16 protein-coding genes are annotated in these 18,715 nt (G+C 41.7%); 2 read left to right on the top strand and 14 right to left on the bottom strand.

Annotated elements, in window-relative coordinates:
* Positions 1-2: 2 nt before the first annotated feature.
* The 4 genes from M1D81_RS15120 to M1D81_RS15105 are packed head-to-tail and all read right to left on the bottom strand — an operon-like array spanning position 3 to position 4,648.
* On the bottom strand, positions 3-1,481 hold the full coding sequence (locus M1D81_RS15120) for a Na+/H+ antiporter subunit D (protein WP_456266472.1): 1,479 nt from the start codon (positions 1,479-1,481) through the stop codon (positions 3-5).
* The gene (locus tag M1D81_RS15115) at positions 1,474-1,815 is read right to left on the bottom strand and encodes a Na(+)/H(+) antiporter subunit C (protein WP_024423316.1); all 342 of its coding nucleotides are present in this window, start codon (positions 1,813-1,815) and stop codon (positions 1,474-1,476) included. The genes M1D81_RS15120 and M1D81_RS15115 overlap by 8 nt, the downstream gene beginning before the upstream one ends.
* On the bottom strand, positions 1,815-2,246 hold the full coding sequence (locus M1D81_RS15110) for a Na(+)/H(+) antiporter subunit B (RefSeq protein WP_024423315.1): 432 nt from the start codon (positions 2,244-2,246) through the stop codon (positions 1,815-1,817). The genes M1D81_RS15115 and M1D81_RS15110 overlap by 1 nt, the downstream gene beginning before the upstream one ends.
* Positions 2,243-4,648, bottom strand: coding sequence for a Na+/H+ antiporter subunit A (locus tag M1D81_RS15105; protein ID WP_456266473.1), 2,406 nt, complete (start codon positions 4,646-4,648; stop codon positions 2,243-2,245). Before M1D81_RS15105 ends, M1D81_RS15110 begins: the two co-directional genes overlap by 4 nt.
* A 219-nt stretch (positions 4,649-4,867) precedes the next feature.
* Between M1D81_RS15105 and M1D81_RS15100 the strand changes: the two genes are divergently transcribed.
* Positions 4,868-5,077, top strand: a complete 210-nt coding sequence (locus M1D81_RS15100; RefSeq protein WP_024423313.1) for a hypothetical protein — start codon at positions 4,868-4,870, stop codon at positions 5,075-5,077.
* A 74-nt stretch (positions 5,078-5,151) separates the two neighbouring features.
* On the opposite strand, the gene M1D81_RS15095 is transcribed toward M1D81_RS15100, so the two are convergent.
* The 7 genes from M1D81_RS15095 to malK all read right to left on the bottom strand — a co-directional run bounded on the left by M1D81_RS15095 (position 5,152) and on the right by malK (position 14,132).
* Positions 5,152-6,489 (bottom strand): 2-hydroxycarboxylate transporter family protein, encoded by a 1,338-nt coding sequence (locus M1D81_RS15095; RefSeq protein ID WP_456266474.1) that lies wholly within the window; start codon positions 6,487-6,489, stop codon positions 5,152-5,154.
* 173 nt (positions 6,490-6,662) lie between these two features.
* Positions 6,663-7,622, bottom strand: coding sequence for an ABC transporter permease (locus tag M1D81_RS15090; protein WP_456266475.1), 960 nt, complete (start codon positions 7,620-7,622; stop codon positions 6,663-6,665).
* Complete coding sequence (locus M1D81_RS15085; RefSeq protein ID WP_456266476.1) at positions 7,623-8,669, bottom strand: ABC transporter permease; 1,047 nt, start codon at positions 8,667-8,669, stop codon at positions 7,623-7,625.
* Positions 8,662-10,197: an ABC transporter ATP-binding protein gene (locus M1D81_RS15080; RefSeq protein ID WP_456266477.1), complete on the bottom strand. Its 1,536-nt coding sequence runs from the start codon at positions 10,195-10,197 to the stop codon at positions 8,662-8,664. The genes M1D81_RS15085 and M1D81_RS15080 overlap by 8 nt, the downstream gene beginning before the upstream one ends.
* Positions 10,198-10,356: 159 nt before the next feature.
* Positions 10,357-11,439, bottom strand: coding sequence for a BMP family lipoprotein (locus M1D81_RS15075; protein ID WP_234107340.1), 1,083 nt, complete (start codon positions 11,437-11,439; stop codon positions 10,357-10,359).
* A 394-nt stretch (positions 11,440-11,833) separates the two neighbouring features.
* Positions 11,834-12,541, bottom strand: coding sequence for a response regulator (locus M1D81_RS15070; protein ID WP_456266478.1), 708 nt, complete (start codon positions 12,539-12,541; stop codon positions 11,834-11,836).
* A complete protein-coding gene (gene malK, locus M1D81_RS15065) occupies positions 12,534-14,132 on the bottom strand; it encodes a malate sensor histidine kinase MalK (protein WP_286098710.1) in 1,599 nt (532 codons plus the stop codon). The genes M1D81_RS15070 and malK overlap by 8 nt, the downstream gene beginning before the upstream one ends.
* A gap of 184 nt (positions 14,133-14,316) precedes the next feature.
* Between malK and M1D81_RS15060 the strand changes: the two genes are divergently transcribed.
* A complete protein-coding gene (locus tag M1D81_RS15060; protein ID WP_456266479.1) occupies positions 14,317-14,874 on the top strand; it encodes a YufK family protein in 558 nt (185 codons plus the stop codon).
* Between the two features lie 42 nt (positions 14,875-14,916).
* Here M1D81_RS15060 and M1D81_RS15055 read toward each other — a convergent pair whose 3' ends face one another.
* The 3 genes from M1D81_RS15055 to M1D81_RS15045 all read right to left on the bottom strand — a co-directional run bounded on the left by M1D81_RS15055 (position 14,917) and on the right by M1D81_RS15045 (position 18,533).
* Entirely contained in the window at positions 14,917-15,327 is a 411-nt protein-coding gene (locus M1D81_RS15055; protein ID WP_024425932.1) for a thiol-disulfide oxidoreductase DCC family protein, read from the bottom strand.
* Positions 15,328-15,345: 18 nt separating this feature from the next.
* Complete coding sequence (locus M1D81_RS15050; protein ID WP_456266480.1) at positions 15,346-17,247, bottom strand: transglycosylase domain-containing protein; 1,902 nt, start codon at positions 17,245-17,247, stop codon at positions 15,346-15,348.
* A gap of 107 nt (positions 17,248-17,354) precedes the next feature.
* Entirely contained in the window at positions 17,355-18,533 is a 1,179-nt protein-coding gene (locus M1D81_RS15045; RefSeq protein WP_456267104.1) for an MFS transporter, read from the bottom strand.
* Between the last annotated feature and the right edge of the window lie 182 nt (positions 18,534-18,715).

Here is an 18,715-nt window from a genome sequence, read left to right as displayed (position 1 = left end):
ATCTACTCCTTCAGCACAGCTTGAATATATTTTTCTGGTGTAGAGAGCATTTCCGCTGCTTGATTGATATAAGGGGCAATGAACTCTGTTCCTAACCCAATGGCAAGCGATAAGACGACAAGCAGTACACCAGGGTACACCATTCCTTTAATCGACGGTTTTCTTCTTCGCATATCCTGTTCCTCGCCCCAAAATGCGGACATAAAAATCTTCATAATAGAGTAGAGGACAAGAAGACTGGACAGTAAGACCAGGATAGAAAACGTCATGTATCCAGCAGAAAATCCACCTTCCACAATTTTTAGTTTTCCAACAAAGCCACTCAGCGGCGGAATTCCTGCAAGTGATAAAGCCGATATGAAAAACATCCATCCTAATAGAGGCTGGGATTGAATCAGTCCGCCCATTTTTTTCAGTTGATTTGTACCAGCATACACAAAGAGGGCACCTGCCAGCATAAATAAAGCCCCTTTGATCACCATATCGTGAATGAGATAATAAATGGCACCTTGGAGTGATGCAGGTGTGTTGGCTGCAAATCCAAACAAAATGACCCCAACAGCTGTGACAATGTTATAAATCACGATCTTCTGCACATCAGAATAGGCGATCGAGCCTATCACACCGAATATCACCGTCAGTGCGGCAAGCCACGCCATGAGTGTATGGGTGAAGCCTGTATCGTGTATAAAAATTAATGTAAAGACTCTGGCAATCGCATATAAGCCAACCTTTGTCAGCAAAGCCCCAAATAGAGCTGAAATCGCTGCTGGCGGCGCGTGATACGATCCTGGCAGCCAGAAATAAAGCGGGAAGATCCCAGCTTTTAAGCCGAATACAATGAGGAACAGGATGGAAATAACAGTGATTAACCCTGTTTGCCCTGATTCAGCTATTTTCACACTTAAATCAGCCATATTAAGCGTACCCGTCACTGCATATAAACAGGCGACTCCGACGATAAATAATGCCGACGAGATGATATTAAACACAATATATTTGAGTGATTCACGAAGCTGAGGCTTTGATCCGCCTAATACAATGAGCATATAAGAAGCCATCAGCAGTAATTCAAAGAATACAAACAGGTTGAAAATATCTCCCGTTAAAAAGGCTCCGCTCACACCAGCTAACAAAAACTGTACGCCAGAATAATAGAAGAGCCGCTCTCTTTCTTTCCCAATCGTTTGAAAGGAGAAGAGGACTGTCACAAGCCCGACAACAGAAGCGGTCAGCACAAGGAGTGCAGCAAATTGATCGGCCACAAGGGCAATCCCAAATGGTGCTTTCCAGCCGCCCAAATAAAGGGTTTGTATCCCTTTTGTGAAAATCGTTTGAACCAAATATGCATTACATATAATGGCTGAAAGAGATGCCAAGACACTAAAGACTCTTGACAGCATGATGTTTTTATTCATAAAGATCAATAGTGTAGCAGCTAGTAATGGAATTAAAATAGGCAGGATCACGAGATTATTCATGCTGATCATTTCCTCTCATTTGATCCATGTCATCTGTTCGCAGCTCTTGGAAGGCACGGAAGGCCATGACAAGTAATAAGGATGTCACACCAAAAGCAATGACAATGGCTGTTAAAATTAATGCTTGTGGCAATGGATCCACATAGGAGGTGAGCCCCTCTTTTAAAACTGGAGGCGCTCCCTTTTTTAAGCCGCCCATTGTTAAAAGAAGCAAGTGGACGCCGTGACTCAAAACAGCAGTACCGACGATAACCCGCAGAAGGCTTTTTGACAGCATCAAATAGGTCGCCGCCATAAAAATAATTCCGACGATAATAGACATTAGAAATTCCATTATTCCTTCTCTCCAATCATTTGAATAATGGTCATGGTGACACCGACAACAACCAAATATACACCGATATCAAACAGGACGGCTGTCGCCAGCTCTGTTTTCCCTAAAAACGGTAATTGGAAATAATCAAATGCATGGGATAGAAAAGGTGCACCGAATAGAAAGGATCCCATACCTGTCAGGATCGCAACGAGCAAACCGGCTCCAGTTACATAAATAAAGTCAAATGGCAAGATGCGTCTTACTGTCTTCAGATCATAGGCTAAAAGCAGAAGAACGACAGCTGCAGCACTCATTAGGCCGCCTATGAATCCGCCGCCAGGATTGTTATGTCCCGCAAGAAATAGGTGAAGGGAGAAAAGCAAGATGATGAATGCTGTGATTTTTGTTGTGACTTGCAAAAGCATATCATTCGTATCAATCTTTCTCATCGCCGTACACCTCTCTTCCGTTTTGCTTGTGTTTTTAATAACCCATAAATACCAAGTGCCGCAATGGCGAGCACGGTGATTTCAAAAAGGGTATCAAAGCCCCTGAAATCTACAAGAATGACATTGACAATATTGTCACCGCCAGCAAGTTTGTAGCTGTTTTCAATAAAGTAAGTTGAGATGGTGTCAAGTGACTGCTGACTTGTGGAAGCGAAAGCTAGACAAGTGACAACAACCCCAACGCCTAATGAAATGATGAAATTGGTCATTTTGAATCTTCTTGTTTTTTGCTTTAAGCTCAGCTTCGGCAAATGATAGAAGCAAAGCAAAAACAGGGCGACAGAAATCGTTTCAATAATCAGCTGCGTCAGCGCAAGGTCAGGTGCTCTGAAAATCACGAAGAATAATGACAGCGTGTAGCCCATGACACCTAGTGCAATAATAGCTGTTAATCGTGAACTTGCGAATACTGTGGCAATCGTCGCCGCCACCATCACAAGTGAAAGAATCACCTCATACGTGCCAATTGAGGCAGCCTGATCTGTTTGAAATGAAAAGGCCTGCTGATAAAACATCACGCCGCCAATGACAATAATCATGAACCCAAACACATAGACAAGATAGTCACGAAGAAAACCAGTCATATAACTATTTGTCAGGCGGTATGAACCTTTTTCCAAACCGATAAGAGAGCGGTCGTATAAAGCGTTAAATGACCACTTTTCCTTAAAGATGTTGTACATTGGACGCCATTTTGAAAGCGTCAAGTAGCCGATTGTGCCGAGTACAACAACACCTATTGTCATATAGAGTTCTGGCTGGAAGCCATGCCATGCTTCAATTTTCACAGAAAAACGGCTTCCTGTTTCAATCGCTTCAGGAATGATCGCCGCAATTGCGGGTTCAATGACAGAATAGGCAAGAATATTAGGGAAAAAGAAGAAGGTGACCACAAGTGCAGCTAGAATGATGGGCGGAATGAGCATGCCGATCGGTGCTTCATGCGGTTTTTTCTCCAATTGGTCTATATTCAGACGGCCTCTAAAAGTTTTAAAGAGGAGCATCATACTATAAATGAACGTAAAGACACTAGCGAGCCAAGCGAGTGCTGGGAAGATTGCATCCCATGTTGAAACGTCCGTAAAGCTGATGTCAGAAATCCGTATCATACTTGTGAAAAATAGCTCTTTACTTAAGAAACCGTTAAATGGCGGTAATCCGGCCATTGAAAATGTTCCGATTAACGTGATTGTGAAGGTAATCGGCATGATCGTCATTAATCCGCCTAATTTCCGAATGTCACGAGTTCCTGTTTCATGATCGATAATACCAGCTGCCATAAAGAGACTGCCTTTAAACGTAGCATGGTTAATGAGGTGAAAAATAGCTGCAAGAACGGCTGCGCCAAAAAAGGCAGGATTGTTTTCATGAATCGCCGCTGCGCCGACGCCAAGCATGAGCATAATCATGCCGAGCTGACTCACTGTCGAATAGGCCAGAATGGCTTTCAAATCGTTTTGCCGGACGGCATGGAATGATCCCCAGAATAATGTGACAAGTCCCACGATGGAAATGGTCCAGAACCATACCTCTGATATAGCAAAGATTGGGCTGAAGCGGGCAACAAGATAAATACCGGCTTTCACCATCGTAGCGGAATGCAGATAACTGCTCACAGGGGTCGGTGCTTCCATTGCATCAGGCAGCCAGATATAGAATGGAAACTGCGCTGATTTCGTAAAGGCACCTAGTAAGATTAGGATCATGGCAGGGATAAAGTAAGGTGATGCCATAATGAGCTGAAGCTGATTGACTGCTTCACGAATACTGAATGAATCAGTAATCAGGTAAATGAGGATGAAGCCACCAAGCATAGCTAATCCGCCAAAAACAGTAATAAGCAGTGATTTCGTTGCTCCATACCTAGAGCGCTCCCGCTTATACCAATACCCAATTAAGAGGAAGGAAGAGATACTCGTTAACTCCCAAAACAAGTATAAAACCACCATGTTGTCAGAAAGAACGACACCCAGCATCGCGGTCATAAACATGAGCAAATACGTGTAGAAAGAGCCAAGCTGTTCTTTTTCCTTTGATAAGTAGAAAATACTGTACAGCACCACTAGTGAGCCGATACCTGTAATTAATAAAGCAAATAACAGGCTGAGACCATCGACATACACAGTGAAATTCATCCCTAAAGATGGAATCCATTCAGCCTGTGAGAACAGCGTTCGTCCATTCGAAGTGATGTGTAACATTTGGATGAAATAGGTAAATAAAAGAATCGGCAAGATGAGAACAAACCATCCTGTATGTATACGCCTCACATATTTGTAAAGGAAAGGTACAACAAAAGCGAGTAAAAAAGGTGATAGGATGGCGAAGTGAATAAGCTGCAAGAAAATGAACCTCCTTTGATCAATATAAATTCACGTTCTAAAGAACTGGTAATTAAAATTATAGCGTAAATACAGCCATAGTGCATTGGTTTGAAACGATTTCAAGTAAACTGTATTTGTTTTAGGTTCTTTTGACCACAAAAATAATTTTATCAAAAATGATACTCATTGTATATTGTTTTGTTTTTCGTACATGCTTTTCTTAAAGGAGCTGATCAAATGAAACGAAAGATCGCCATCAGCTTAAGCCTATTCTGCACGATTTTAGGAGGAGCATTCTTGATTGACCGAAATGATCAAAAAAGGTGGCAGGCCGGGAGTGAATGGCCGCTGTTTTCTGAGCATCTTCTTCACATGAGCTATCAAGAAACCAAGCTGTATCCTTTTCAGCCCAGGGAATATTTACGAATTGTATTAGCTGATGAATAAAATCCTATAGGAGAAAAGAAATATAAAAAAAGCATGGGTCCATGTGAGAGCCCATGCTTTTTATGTGTGAATGTTTAACTAAACATTCTGAGTAAGATCGTTGCACAGATGACTGTTGCTGCTCCGCCAAGTCGTGTAGATACTTGTGCGAAAGGCATAAGACCCATTCTTCCAGAAGCTGAAAGAATGGCAACGTCACCAGTACCGCCAAGTCCGCTGTGACAGCCAGTGACAATAGCAGATTCTACTGGATACATGTTCATTAGTTTTCCAACGAAGTAACCAGAACCAACCATTGCGAGTACAACAGCGATACATACGCATACGAATGGAATGGAGATGACAGTTGCTACATCATCAAGTGGAATGTATAGAATACCAAGACCGACCATCAGCGGCCATGTAAAGCTTTTAGAGACAAACTTGTAGAACTGCTGTGAGCCGTTTTGTAGATGCTGAGGCATCACGTTTAAGTATTTGATTAAAGCGGCAAGAACAATCATTAAGATTGGACCTGGAATATGAACAAAGCTTTCTAACAAACCGCCAAAGATGAAGGTTGTACAAGCAACGAGTACACCAGCACCCATTAACCCGAAATCAATTTTTGCATCCAAATCTGGCTGCTCGAAAATTTCGTTTGCTTCTTTAGATTTCACAAGACGGCCATTCCCGTTCAGTTCAGGACGTTTCTCACCAAGCTTCTTCAATGCGCCAGCACAGATAATGGCAATGACGTTCCCAATGACAGCCGCAGGAATTAATTGAGAAATTAATGACTCTGCTGATACATCAAGAATTTGTGAATAAGCAATAGATAATGGCAAAATCCCTTCTCCAACACCACCGGCAATAATCGGTACAATAATAAAGAAGAATGAATGATGCGGTGTGTAACCAACTAAAAGGCCAACCAGGATACCAGCACTCACAGCTGCAATTGTCCCTGCAACGAGAGGAACAAACATACGAATAAGGCCTTGTACTAAAACAGTTCTCTGCATCCCAAGAATACTACCTACTACAAGAGCAGAAATATAGAAGTAAAGGAAGTTCGACGTTTTCATAAGAGACGTAACCGCTTCCAATGAGTTCGGATTTAGAACATTAAAAAAGACCAGGAACGATGGTACGAATAAAGAAAGAATCGCCGGTCCACCAATATCTTTTAAGATTGGAATACGTTGTCCTACATCTCCAAGGAAAATCCCCAAAATCATAATAACAGCGAAACCACCAAGCATATTTGCTGGAATTTTATTGAAATAAGCGGCAGTTAAAATAATCGCTGCAAGTACTAAATACACAGGTAGATCAATAACACCAATTTTCCAAGACATGATCTTACGGAAAACGCTTTTATTATTGTCAGAATCGTCTGTAATCGATTTCAATTGTTGTGCATTAGCCACATAAACACCCCCACATGCTATTTGTCTCAATTGTAGAAGATTCAATGACACTCTTCTATTTATTAAACTAAAATAAGTGTAATAAAAGTAAAATAAACAGGGGTTTTTAAGTTTTTTATCATACAAAAATCCCCTGAAGGTAGTTTGTCCTTCAGGGGATTGATCATACGTATTTATCGTTTTCCTTTTAGATAAGGCGTACCAAGTGCTTTCGGTGCATCGGCACGTCCGATGAAGCCAGTAAGTGCTAAAATGGTGAGCACATATGGTGCTATGAGCATATACACATTCGGTATATCTTGGAACAGCGGCAGAAGAGAGCCAATGATGCTTAAACTTTGAGCAAATCCAAAGAATAAAGCAGCGCCCATTGCGCCAAATGGATGCCATTTACCGAATACAAGCGCAGCTAGTGCGATGAAGCCTTGTCCAGTAATGGTGGCATGTGAGAAATCAAGCGCGATCGTTGAGGCATAAACAGCTCCGCCAAGACCGCCAAACAGTCCGCTAATGAAAACAGCGATATAACGCATCCGGTACACTTTGATTCCCATTGTATCAGCTGCCATTGGATGCTCTCCGACTGCACGAAGACGAAGGCCAAACGGCATTTTAAATAAAACAAACCAAGCAACAACTGCAAGAGCTAAGGCGAGTATAGACGTATAATAAACATCTTTAAAGAAAATATCACCAATGATCGGAATGTCACTTAAAAGGGGGATATCTCCTTTATAGAAAGGCTCTGTAATTTTATCAGTTTGTGCTTTTCCATAAATCAGTTTGACGACAAACAAAGTAGCGCCAAGTGCAAGCATATTAATCGCCACACCACTGACCGTTTGATCAGCTCGGAAGGTAATGGTTGCTGCCGCATGAATCAGTGAGAACAATCCGCCAACGGCCATTCCGACGAGAAGTCCAAGCCACGGGGTCAAGGCTCCAAACGTATCAGCAAAAAATAAGTTAAAGATAATACTGGAAAATGCTCCGACGACCATCAACCCTTCAAGACCGATATTAACAACACCTGATCTTTCTGAAAAGACGCCTCCAAGAGCGGTTAAAATAAGTGGTGCAGCATAAACAAGTGTAGCTGGGACGATGATTTCAAGTATTTGCAGAAATCCCACTTATTTTCCCCCCTTTTTCTTCATTTGTTGAATCACAAGACGGATAATATAGCTTGAGGCGACGAAAAGAATGATGATCGCAATGACAATATCAACAACCTCAGTCGGTACGCCAGATTCAAGCGGCATATTTAAGGCACCGACCTTCAATCCACCAAGCAATAATGCAGCAAGGACAACACCAACAGCCGTATTTCCACCTAATAAAGCGACGGCAATTCCATCAAAACCTACGCCTGTAAACGAGCCTTTAATAGAGGCATATTCAAATGTACCAAGGCCTTCCATAGCGCCTGCAAGACCTGCAAAAGCACCTGAAATGAGCATCGCATAAATGATATTGCGGCGAACGTTCATACCAGCATAATGTGATGCCTGCTGGTTCATCCCAACTGCTCGTAATTCAAACCCTTTAGACGTTTTTTGAATAATGATCCACATCACAACCGCAGCAATAACGGCAATAAAAATACCGTTATGCATTCGGGAAAAATCAGTGATCTGCTCAAAAAATCCAGAGCGGAGCGACGCAGTGGCATCGATTTTATCTGTTTTATCTTTATGATCTGTTAAGACATTTGAGATTAAATAGTTTGTGACATGAAGGGCAATGTAGTTCATCATGATAGTAACGATGACCTCATGCACATAAAAACGAGCTTTTAGAAAACCGGGAATAAAGCCCCATAAAGCACCTGCAGCAGCTGCGGTGATGATTGCAAGCGGCAGATGAATATACATAGGTGCATGGACAGTTGTTCCAATCCATACAGCAGCTATCCAGCCAACAAGCATTTGACCTTCTACACCGATATTAAACAGGCCTGTCCGAAATGCAAAGGCAACAGCAAGACCTGATAAAATATAAGGTGTCACTTGCCTGATGGTTTCTCCCATATAATAGGTTTCACCGAAAACGCCATTCCAAAGGGCGCTATAGCCTTCGATGACACTATAACCGCTTGCCATCATAATAATGGCCCCAACCAAAAGACCAAGTACAATGGCTATAAGCGGAATCAGCAGATTTGTTAAGCGATTAGACATTTGCTTCTTTCCCCACTTCCTGTTGCGTACTTCCAGCCATTAATAGACCAAGCTCTTGCTCTGTTGTTTCTTTTGGATCAACAATGGCGACAATGCTGCCTTCGAAAATAACAGCGATCTTATCACTGACATTGATAATTTCATCAAGCTCAAAGGAGATGAGCAAAACAGCTTTGCCTGCATCTCTTTGCTCGATTAGGCGTTTATGAACAAATTCAATCGCACCAACATCAAGTCCTCGTGTCGGCTGAGCGGCAATTAACAAATCAGGATTGCGGTCAACTTCACGGCCGATAATGGCTTTTTGCTGGTTACCGCCTGACAGCGCGCGCGCTTCTGTATATTCACTCGGTGTTCTGACGTCATATTCCGCAATGATTCGTTTTGCTTTTTGATAAATATTTTTCATATTCAATAAGCCGAATTTTGAATAAGGACGCTGATAATACGTTTGTAAGGAAATGTTTTCTCCAATTGAGAAATCGAGTACAAGTCCATGTTTATGACGATCCTGAGGAATATGTCCAATCCCAGATTCGGTCACTTTACGAGGCGGGAGATTTTGAATGGCTTTCCCGTTTAGCATGATCGTGCCAGATTCTGATTTTTTTAAACCGGTAATGGCTTCAATTAATTCAGACTGACCATTGCCGTCTACCCCAGCAATTCCGACAATTTCGCCAGCCTTCACTGAGAGGTTCAACTGTTTGACCGCTTCAATTCCTCTGGCGTCTTTTACTGTGAGGTCTTGAATTTGAAGAACTTCCTCACCAGGAGAAGCCGCTTTTTTATCTGTTTTAAATGACACTTCACGGCCAACCATGAGGCTTGCAAGTTCGTCTTTATTTGTGCTTTCCACATCAAGTGTACGAATGCCATGGCCTTTTCGGATAATGGTCACGCGATGACAGGCATCCATAATTTCTTTCAGCTTATGGGTGATTAAAATAATGGATTTGCCTTCATTGATTAAGTTTTTCATAATTTGTATGAGTTCTTTGATTTCTTGAGGTGTTAAAACGGCCGTTGGTTCGTCGAAGATCAAAATGTCAGCGCCGCGGTAAAGTGTTTTTAAGATTTCTGCACGCTGCTGCATGCCGACAGAGATGTCAGATACTTTGGCGGCAGGATCTATTTTCAACCCATAGCGGTCAGAAAGTTCTTGTACTTGCTGTATGGCTTGTTCTTTGTCAATCTTTCCAAACTTCTTTGGCTCTTTACCTAAAATGATGTTTTCAGCGACAGTGAAGGTATCGACAAGCATAAAGTGCTGATGCACCATTCCGATGCCTAAATCACTAGCATCATTTGGACTAGAGATGGTCACAGGTTTTCCGTGTACCTTGATTTCACCTTTTTCAGGCTGGTACAGGCCGAAAAGCACGTTCATGAGCGTCGATTTTCCAGCGCCGTTTTCACCAAGCAGCGCATGAATTTCGCCCTTTTTTAGCTGCAGCGTAATGTTGTCGTTTGCTACAATGCCAGGGAATTCTTTGCGTATATTCAACATTTCAATGACATAATCCACAGGTTTAACCGCTCCTTTTTTAGGGTGCTGATGAAGATAAAAACTAGCAAAAGAAAAGCTGCAAAACGAGGCTGCAGCTTTTCTTTTACCACCTTTTACGAATAAAGAGGAGGTAAAGGAGAGGCAAGGGGATAAGGCGCGCTTATCCCGATGCTCAAATTAAGCTTTAAAATCTTTTAATTCATCACGTGTTGCAGGGATTTTAATTTCACCCTTGATGATTTTTTGTTTCCATTCTTCCACTTTCTTTAATACATCTTTATCAAGGTTTTCCTTAGATGGAGAGATGTCAAGAGCGCCTTCTTTCAGACCGTATGTGATCACTTCGCCGCCAGGGAACTTGCCTTCTTTTGCTTTCGTTGTTAAGTCTTGTACCGCTGTGTCTACTTTCTTAACCATAGAAGTAAGGGTGACACTTTGTTTTGTTCCAGGTACTTTTCCTTCGTCATACTGGTCTTTATCTACACCGATAACCCAAACTTTACGGTTAGGATCTGCTTTTTTCAGGTTTTTCGCTTCTGTGAAGACACCAGTTCCAGTGCCGCCAGCAGCATGATAGATGATGTCGACGCCAGATTTGTACATGCTTTCAGCTGTTGCTTTCCCGATGTCAGCCTTATCGAATGCACCGGCATATTTCACTTCAACTTTTGCTTTCGGGTTCGCTGCTTCAACACCTGCGCGGAAGCCAACTTCGAATTTTCTGACTAATTCAGAATCAACGCCGCCGACGAATCCAATTTTGTTTGATTTTGTAGAAAGAGCAGCCGCAACACCCACAAGGAATGATCCTTCGTTTTCGTTAAACACAATGCTGGCTACGTTGTCTTTTTTCACGACTGCATCAACGATCGCAAAGTGGTTTTTCTTACGTTGATCCGCAATTTCAGAAATAGCATCTTCCATTAAGAAACCAATTCCGTAAATCAGGTCGAATTTCTCACGAGCAAGTGTGTTTAAGTTTGTTGTATAGTCAGCATCTGATTTAGATTGTAAGTAATCAAAGCCGTTTTTACCTTTTTTTAGATTGTTGTCTTTCCCAAATGCTTGTAAACCTTCCCAAGCTGATTGGTTAAACGATTTGTCATCGACACCACCGACATCAGTTACCATTGCAACAGTGAATTGATCTTTATCTTTTTTGCTTTCACCGCTGTTTGAGCCAGAGTTGCCGCATGCTCCAAGGATGGTTCCTGCTGCTACGACTAAGGACAATGCTAGTCCAATTTTGCGCTTCTTCAAAACATAACCCCCTATAAAATTTAAAAGTTTCAGAAAAGTCTCGCGAAAAAAGACCGATCTATCTCTTCTCACCCTTCTGAAGAGGGTATTTTATCCTGCTTTTTCATGAAGCTTATGGAGGGCAGGAGAGAAGATGTAAGACATCAGACTTATATCTCGTTGAACTAATCAATCATAATTTATCATTTCCGATCGAATAAATAAATAGAAATTTGTTTTATTTTAAAAAAAATGTTAAATGGCTTTATTTGATGTCTTTTTATCTGCTGAAATATGATATAATGCCGCTTTTGTGATGTGCTCCACTACAGCAGAACCACTGATATCAAGGGGTTTGTTACATCGTATGCCATAAAAAAACATCTGGCCTTTGTGAAAGGTCAGATGTCGTATTTTAAAGATATTGCTGAATCAAATTCATATTGCTCGTGTTCAGTTTATATTGGAAAACAGGACGTCCTATTGTCCCATATGCCATTTCAACATCCACCACTTCGATATCCTCAAGGAATTTCAAGTATTTTCTAATGGAGACTTGAGAGATTTCTGTATGATTGGCTAGGTCTTCGGTTGTGAAAGCCTGCTGGCCAAATGATTGAATGCTTGTCCAGATGAGTTTCAGTGTGCTTTTGGTCAGTCCTTTTGGCAGGAGGACTTTTTCCGCCTCTGCTTTTTTATGAAAAAGCTTCGCATCTAAATCATTTTGCGAAATGCTGTTCATGGATTGATACAGGGTGTGTTTCCGTTTATACTCTGCCAGTGCTGATTGGAATCGTTCGAACTCAAACGGCTTAATTAAATAATCAACTGCTCCGTTTCGCATCGTTTGCTGTACAACATCGACTTCATTTGCAGCCGAAATGACAATGACATCAACGGCATGATTTTGCTGGCGAATTTCTGTTAGTAATGCCAGTCCATTTTGTCCAGGCATATAAATATCGAGCAGTACGAGGTGAATGACTTCTGTTTTTAACACTTCAAGTGCCTGCTGAAACGAGGTGGCTATCCCCTTTAACTCAAAGCCGTCGATTTGGGTCAGGTAGCGTTTGTTCAGCTCCCCAACCATTGGATCATCTTCTACTATTAACACATTAATCATGTGAATCCTCCTTTTGTTTATACGGAATGCGGAGACTAAAGGTCGTTCCTTCTCCTTTTTCACTCGTGACAATCATATGTCCGTTCAATTTCTTGATGCTTTGGTCAACGAAGTAAAGTCCAAATCCTCGGTCTTCTCCTTTAGTTGAAAAGCCTTGATCAAACATGATGTCTTGTTCTTCTTTCGTGAGACCAACACCTGTGTCCGTGATTTCAATGTGAAGCTGCTCATGGACGTATCTGAAGGAGATCGAGATGTTTTTCGTTTCAGTATGTGAAACAGCATCGAGTGCATTATTTAATAAGTTGCCAATCACGGTAATGAGATCATGCGTCACTGCCGGGTCCTCCGTATTTGGCACTTGTGTGCTGCAAATAACCTCCAAGGCAGCGCCTTGTTCCCTGATATAGCTTTGTTTTCCTAGTAAAAATCCTGCTAAAACGGAGTTTTTCACATGGTTGATGATTTCATTTGTTTCCGTTTGCTGATAGATCGCAATATCTTTGATATAGGTGCCAAGGTCATCGTAGTTTTTGAGCTGAACCAATCCTAAAATGACATGCAGCTTGTTCATAAATTCATGTGACTGGGCACGGAGCGCATTCGCATACATTTTGACCCCGCTAAGCTGTTCAGCCAGATGTTTCACTTCTGTTTTGTCACGGAAGGTGGCGATGGCTCCGACAATTTCCCCTTTTACCGTAATTGGCACTTCGTTAAAGACGAGCTCCAGTCCATTCATTCTCACGTCACGATCAAGCAGCGGCTTGCGTGTTTCAATGACCTGTTTTAAACCGCTTGAAGGGAGGAGAGTTTGCACATCTTGTTCTCTAGGATCAACCATAATGCCCATATTATGAAAGAGCCGTTTGGCTTCTGCATTGGCCAGTTTGATTTTACCGTGCTGATCGACGGCAAGAATCCCTTCTTTTGTTGATTCTAGCATGGCACTTCGTTCTTTTAACAATGTGGCGATCTCATCCGGCTCAAGTCCAAACATAATCTTCTTCACTTTTCTTGCCACAATGAGTGCTCCGATGATGCCAGATAGAAGGCTGAGTGATGTGACGAAGTAGAGCGGAAGTAAACTTTGATGAATAATCAAGTCAATTTCCTTTAACGTAATCCCTACGGCCACAGCCCCGAGCTGTTTTCCGTTTTGATCATAAACAGGAACAAAAGCACGCATGGATCTGCCGAGTGTTCCAGAAGCCGTACTAATATGTTCTTTTCCCTGTAATGCTGCTTTTTCATCACCGCCGGCAAACCGCTTTCCAATCTTCTGCGGATTTGGGTGTGTTTTACGGATACCGTTCATATCCATGACGACAACGAATTCGGTTTTGGTGATTTGCTGAACACTTGTTGTATATTTTCGTAATGCGGAATATGAATGATCTTCTAATGATTGTGCGGTGATCGGTGCCTCTGCGACCATTTTGGCAGTAGAGAGAGCAATGTCACGTTCCTGCTGATGAATGTTCTTGGCTGTTTCCGACCATATCGTAAAGAATGTGATACAAAGGGAGATCAGGACAACGATGCACACAAAGATCGTCAGCCGAGTTTGCAGTCTTAAAGTTTTTTTCACGAGTATACCCCTAACGTACGATTTTTTCGTAACAGTAATACTTTAACGGGAAAATGTAAGTTTGTGAAGGAATGTACGTGCAAAACATAAATTTGATTTTGCTGTCAGTTTACTTTGAAAGCATCTTGTCAATCCGTTTTAAGTGAGCCATAATAAATGTGAGCTTATGAGAAAGGATCTATTTATGAAAAATACATATTTGACTGGATATTTTCCGCTGATTTCAATTTTACTATTCAGCTCTGCTTTTTCGATTTACACAGTAGGTATCACGACTGATTTCTTGACTCAAGCAGGTATTTTAAAAGGAATGCTGGAATTTTTCTCTGAACAGGGCATTCGTCTTGCTCTCTTTGCCGCATTTGCACTTGTTTATTTTATGATCTTATCTGCCTTAAAACTGATTGCAGATACGATATTAGAGCTGGCGCTGCTCTTTTTCGCTAAGGACCCTGAAGGGGAGAACTTAAAGAAAATTCGGATTGCATCCGTTGTTTATTTATTTGCCAGCCTGCTAGCATTTCTGTTGACGCAGCAGCTCATTCTGCTTGTCGGACTTTTTGCATTAGCAAGTCTTGTCTATTTTATCTGGGTTGTGGTTCGCATTTATCAATCGCTTTCTATGCTGAATTTGATTGGGTTTATGATGTTTATTCTGCTGTTTTGGGCGACGTTTTTGATCGGTATTTTGTACTTATTTATTAAGCTTTATAACAGTGTGATGGCAAGTCTGCCTTCGTAAGCAGACAAAGAAAGCATCCTCCAATGATTGAGGATGCTTTTTTTATGAAAGAAACCGCTTTTGAATATCGGGTGTAGGCATCATACAAGATGTTTTTTGACCAAACCATTTGTAGCGATTTTTTGCCATCAGCTGATAAAACCAATCACGGATTGGGCGAGGTATGGCAAGGAGTAAAAAGCTCCATCTGTAGATTCCTTTTAAATGCCGCGCAGCTTTTAAAATGCCTGTTGATTTCGTATAAAGGGTCCCTTTTTCAATATAAATGAATGAATTGAACTCATCTAAAGGCAAACCATTTTCCTTTAAAATACGCTGTCCTGTATCTGATTGTAAGGAAGCGAACATCATCCGTTCATTCGGATCGCGCTTAATCACAAACTGAACAGCGCCGCTGCACACGTTGCAGACACCGTCAAATAAAATTAAATGGGGTGGATGTGTTGAATGCATCGCAATCAAACCTCCTGTTTATCTGGCGTATTGCATCGTATTTTTCCAAATACGTAAGTGCGGGCTTGAATGATAAATCGATTCCACCGTTCCTCTATCTCTTCCGACCCAGACACCCATTGTATATTGATCTGTCAGTCCCACAAACCAGATATCTTTGTAGTCATTAGATGTCCCTGTTTTACCACCGATGTAAGGAGCATTGAAATTCGCTTTTTTCCCTGTCCCGCTTTTCACAACAGAGGTAAGCAGCTTACGCATCGTTTCATTTGTACGCTGAGAATATACTTGTTTTGGCGACTCTTTCCACTTGTAAAGGGTCTTACCGTTTAAGTCTGTCACTTTTGTGATCGAATGACTTTGTGTGTAGGCTCCTTGGTTGCCAAAGACGGTATATGCATCTGTTATTTCTAGCGGTGAGAAGCCTTTCGTAAATCCGCCAAGTGCAGAAGGAAGACGGTAATCTTCCGCTACGAGATGCTCGAATGAGAACTTTTCTAAATAGCTGAAGCCTTTTTTGACACCTACTGTATCCAGCATTCGGATCGCAGGAGTATTGTAAGAATTTTTAAAGGCTGTTTCAAGCGTGACTGTTCCATATGTTTTATGATTATAGTTCTGCGGACAGTATCCGCTGCTGCAAAACTTGCCGGCACTGATGGTGCTTGAAGCCGTTGCGCCGGTTTGATCAATATAAGGCGCATAGTCTAAAAGCGGTTTAATCGCAGAACCTGGCTGTCTTTGCGCTTGATAAGCGTAGTTAAAATCAAATTTCTTATAGTTTTTCCCGCCAGCAAGTGCAACAATTTGGTGCGTTTCATGATTAATGACGGCTGATCCGCCTTCCACACCTTGGTAAGGCAATTGAGCATTGAGCTGATAGACGGCTCTTTGCTGTAAGGAAGGGTCAAGCGCCGTATAAATTTTCACACCATCCTGGAGCAGGGCACTGACCTTTTCAGATAATTCTTTTTGAATCGCCTTTTTTGCTTCAGCCGTTTTGGCTTTCTTCAATCGTTTTGTAAAGCCCTCCTGATCAGACACAAGATCGGTAAACTCTTCATTGGCATATGTCACATAGTCAGGGTATAGGTTTTTCTTTTCACTTAAAGAAAGGCTGATTTTTTCTTTAACGGCTTTTTTGTATTGCTTTTTGGTGATGACACCATCTTTCTTCAGAATACCAAGCAGTCGTTCTTGGCGTTTCTTTGTGTGCTTGAACTTTTTTAATGGGTCATACAGTGTTGGGTTGTTTGGAATAGCAGAGATAAATGCCATTTGTGCAAGTGTTAAAGAACTAAGCGGCTTATCAAAATAGTAATTAGCCGCTGAACCGACACCGTAAACACCATTACTGAAATAAATTGTATTTAAATAGCTTTCGAGAATTTCATCTTTCGAGAATTTCCGCTCAAGTTCATAGGAATAGAGCAGCTCTGTAAACTTTCGGCTGAACGAACGTTCATGGCTTAAATATAAGTTGCGGGACAGCTGCTGTGTGATCGTACTCGCTCCTTGGCTGATGCCATGGTTTTTGACATTTGCAGCAAGGGCACGAACAACCCCCATAAAGTCAATTCCCTTATGGTCATAAAAGTTGCGGTCCTCTGAACGAAGGAACAGTTCCTTCACAGGTTCAGGAATGTTATCGTATTTCACGAACACTCGGTTCTCATCATTTGAGACGATCTCTGAGATAAGAGAACCATCCCGGTCATACATATAACTGTTTTGGGAAAAATCTATCTTTTCCAGCTTGATTTTTTGATCAAGCACTTCGTTAACAGGCTTTACACTTGCAGCTTCTTCCTTTGATAGATAAAAAGTCAGAGCAAATAATGGGATGAGGGCAGCAAGTAATAACCAACCAATGATTGCACGAAACATGAGGTCACTCACTTTCTTCAATTTTCTAGCCATATCGTACCATTCTTTTGCGGATACGAGAAGGTTATTTTTAGAAAAGAATGAGCGTGAAGTCTAGTGAATAAGGCTTTTCCGCAAGAAAAAAGAGTATCTGAAGATGATCAGACACTCCTTTCCTTTGTTTTCGCATGCGAGCGGACTGCCCATAAAAATAATGCGCCAAACAGAAAAATGGCGGCAGTGACATAAAAGACAGCTGGAATTCCGTAATGACTCGCCACAATGCCGCCGATTACCGGACCGACGACATTCCCAAGAAAACGGAAGCTGACATTGTATCCGAGCACTTCCCCTTGCATAGAAGCAGGTGCTTTGATCCGGATATACGCTGTCGTACACGGAATAATCCCGCCAAGTGCCATCCCGTATAGGAAACGGAAAATGACTAACATGACGTAAGAATCCGCCATCGCTTGCGGGATAAATAAAATAGAGGAGAGGATGAGAAGGGCAAGCAGCACCTTGTCGTGACCAATTCGATCTCCGAGATCTCCCCATTTTCGCGTAAACAGCAAATTGCCAAGTCCAGTTGCAGAAAATGCAAGCCCCGCATAAAAAGCGAGATTGACAGGACCATGTAAATCATGAATGTATAAAGCCAAAAGCGGCTGAATGCTAAAGTTCCCTACTTGTGTAATAAACGTTAAAAGCATCGTGACCACAAGCAAAGGCTGTTTGAAAATGTGAAAGAGTACATCCTTCCGTGAGTAAGAAACACGCTTTGCTTCTTTTGATCGGATCGGCTGTTCCTTCACTCCGAAGATAATCACAATAGCTGACACATAAATGACAGCCGCTGTCAGGAAAAACGTATAAATAAATCCGACACTGTCTGCCATGAATCCGCCCATTAATGGTCCAAACAATCCTCCGGCGACATTACTCATCTGCATCGTTCCAAGGGTTTTACCGGCAGTTGCTTTTTCGGTCTGTGCAGAAATCAGTGCCATTGAAGTCGAGATAAAGCCTGTGACAAGCCCCATGAAGAGCCTTAGTGCGAATAGCTGATACACGGTGTGCACAAGCCCCATTAATAGAATACTTGTGGCGATGCCAATTCCGTTAATTAATAAAATCTTTTTATAGCCATGCCGGTCGCCAATCCGCCCCCAAATCGGAGAAATCAAGAAGGCTGTTAAAAACGTGACCCCAAAGACATAGCCGCTCCATCTTTGAACAAATTCATTTGAATAGCTGCTATCAAGAGATTCTATGTAAAGTGATAAAAAAGGGACGATCATTGTAATGCTCGCAGATACAAAAAAGTTCACAAACCACATGATGTACAAGTTTTTCTTCCTGTTTGTGATAGAGACCACCTTCTTTATTTATTTCGTGTTCCTTAATAATTATAAAGGAAAATAAACGATCTTTCATCAGATGAATAGGTTGGGCATAGTGAATCTGCATTATTTTCACGAAAATGAAGTGATTTCAAGGTCCGTCTTAATATAATGGTATG

Source organism: Bacillus sp. JZ105, from assembly GCF_053903125.1.
This window is presented reverse-complemented; position numbering and strand designations above follow the sequence as displayed.

Excerpts from the sequence above, each read along its gene's own strand:
- M1D81_RS15120 (WP_456266472.1), bottom strand. The coding sequence starts at position 1,481 with ATGAATAATCTCGTGATCCTGCCTATTTTAATTCCATTACTAGCTGCT.
- M1D81_RS15115 (WP_024423316.1), bottom strand. The coding sequence starts at position 1,815 with ATGGAATTTCTAATGTCTATTATCGTCGGAATTATTTTTATGGCGGCG.
- M1D81_RS15110 (WP_024423315.1), bottom strand. The coding sequence starts at position 2,246 with ATGAGAAAGATTGATACGAATGATATGCTTTTGCAAGTCACAACAAAA.
- M1D81_RS15100 (WP_024423313.1), top strand. The coding sequence starts at position 4,868 with ATGAAACGAAAGATCGCCATCAGCTTAAGCCTATTCTGCACGATTTTA.
- M1D81_RS15085 (WP_456266476.1), bottom strand. The coding sequence starts at position 8,669 with ATGTCTAATCGCTTAACAAATCTGCTGATTCCGCTTATAGCCATTGTA.
- M1D81_RS15070 (WP_456266478.1), bottom strand. The coding sequence starts at position 12,541 with ATGATTAATGTGTTAATAGTAGAAGATGATCCAATGGTTGGGGAGCTG.
- M1D81_RS15060 (WP_456266479.1), top strand. The coding sequence starts at position 14,317 with ATGAAAAATACATATTTGACTGGATATTTTCCGCTGATTTCAATTTTA.
- M1D81_RS15055 (WP_024425932.1), bottom strand. The coding sequence starts at position 15,327 with ATGCATTCAACACATCCACCCCATTTAATTTTATTTGACGGTGTCTGC.
- M1D81_RS15050 (WP_456266480.1), bottom strand. The coding sequence starts at position 17,247 with ATGGCTAGAAAATTGAAGAAAGTGAGTGACCTCATGTTTCGTGCAATC.
- M1D81_RS15045 (WP_456267104.1), bottom strand. The coding sequence starts at position 18,533 with ATGTGGTTTGTGAACTTTTTTGTATCTGCGAGCATTACAATGATCGTC.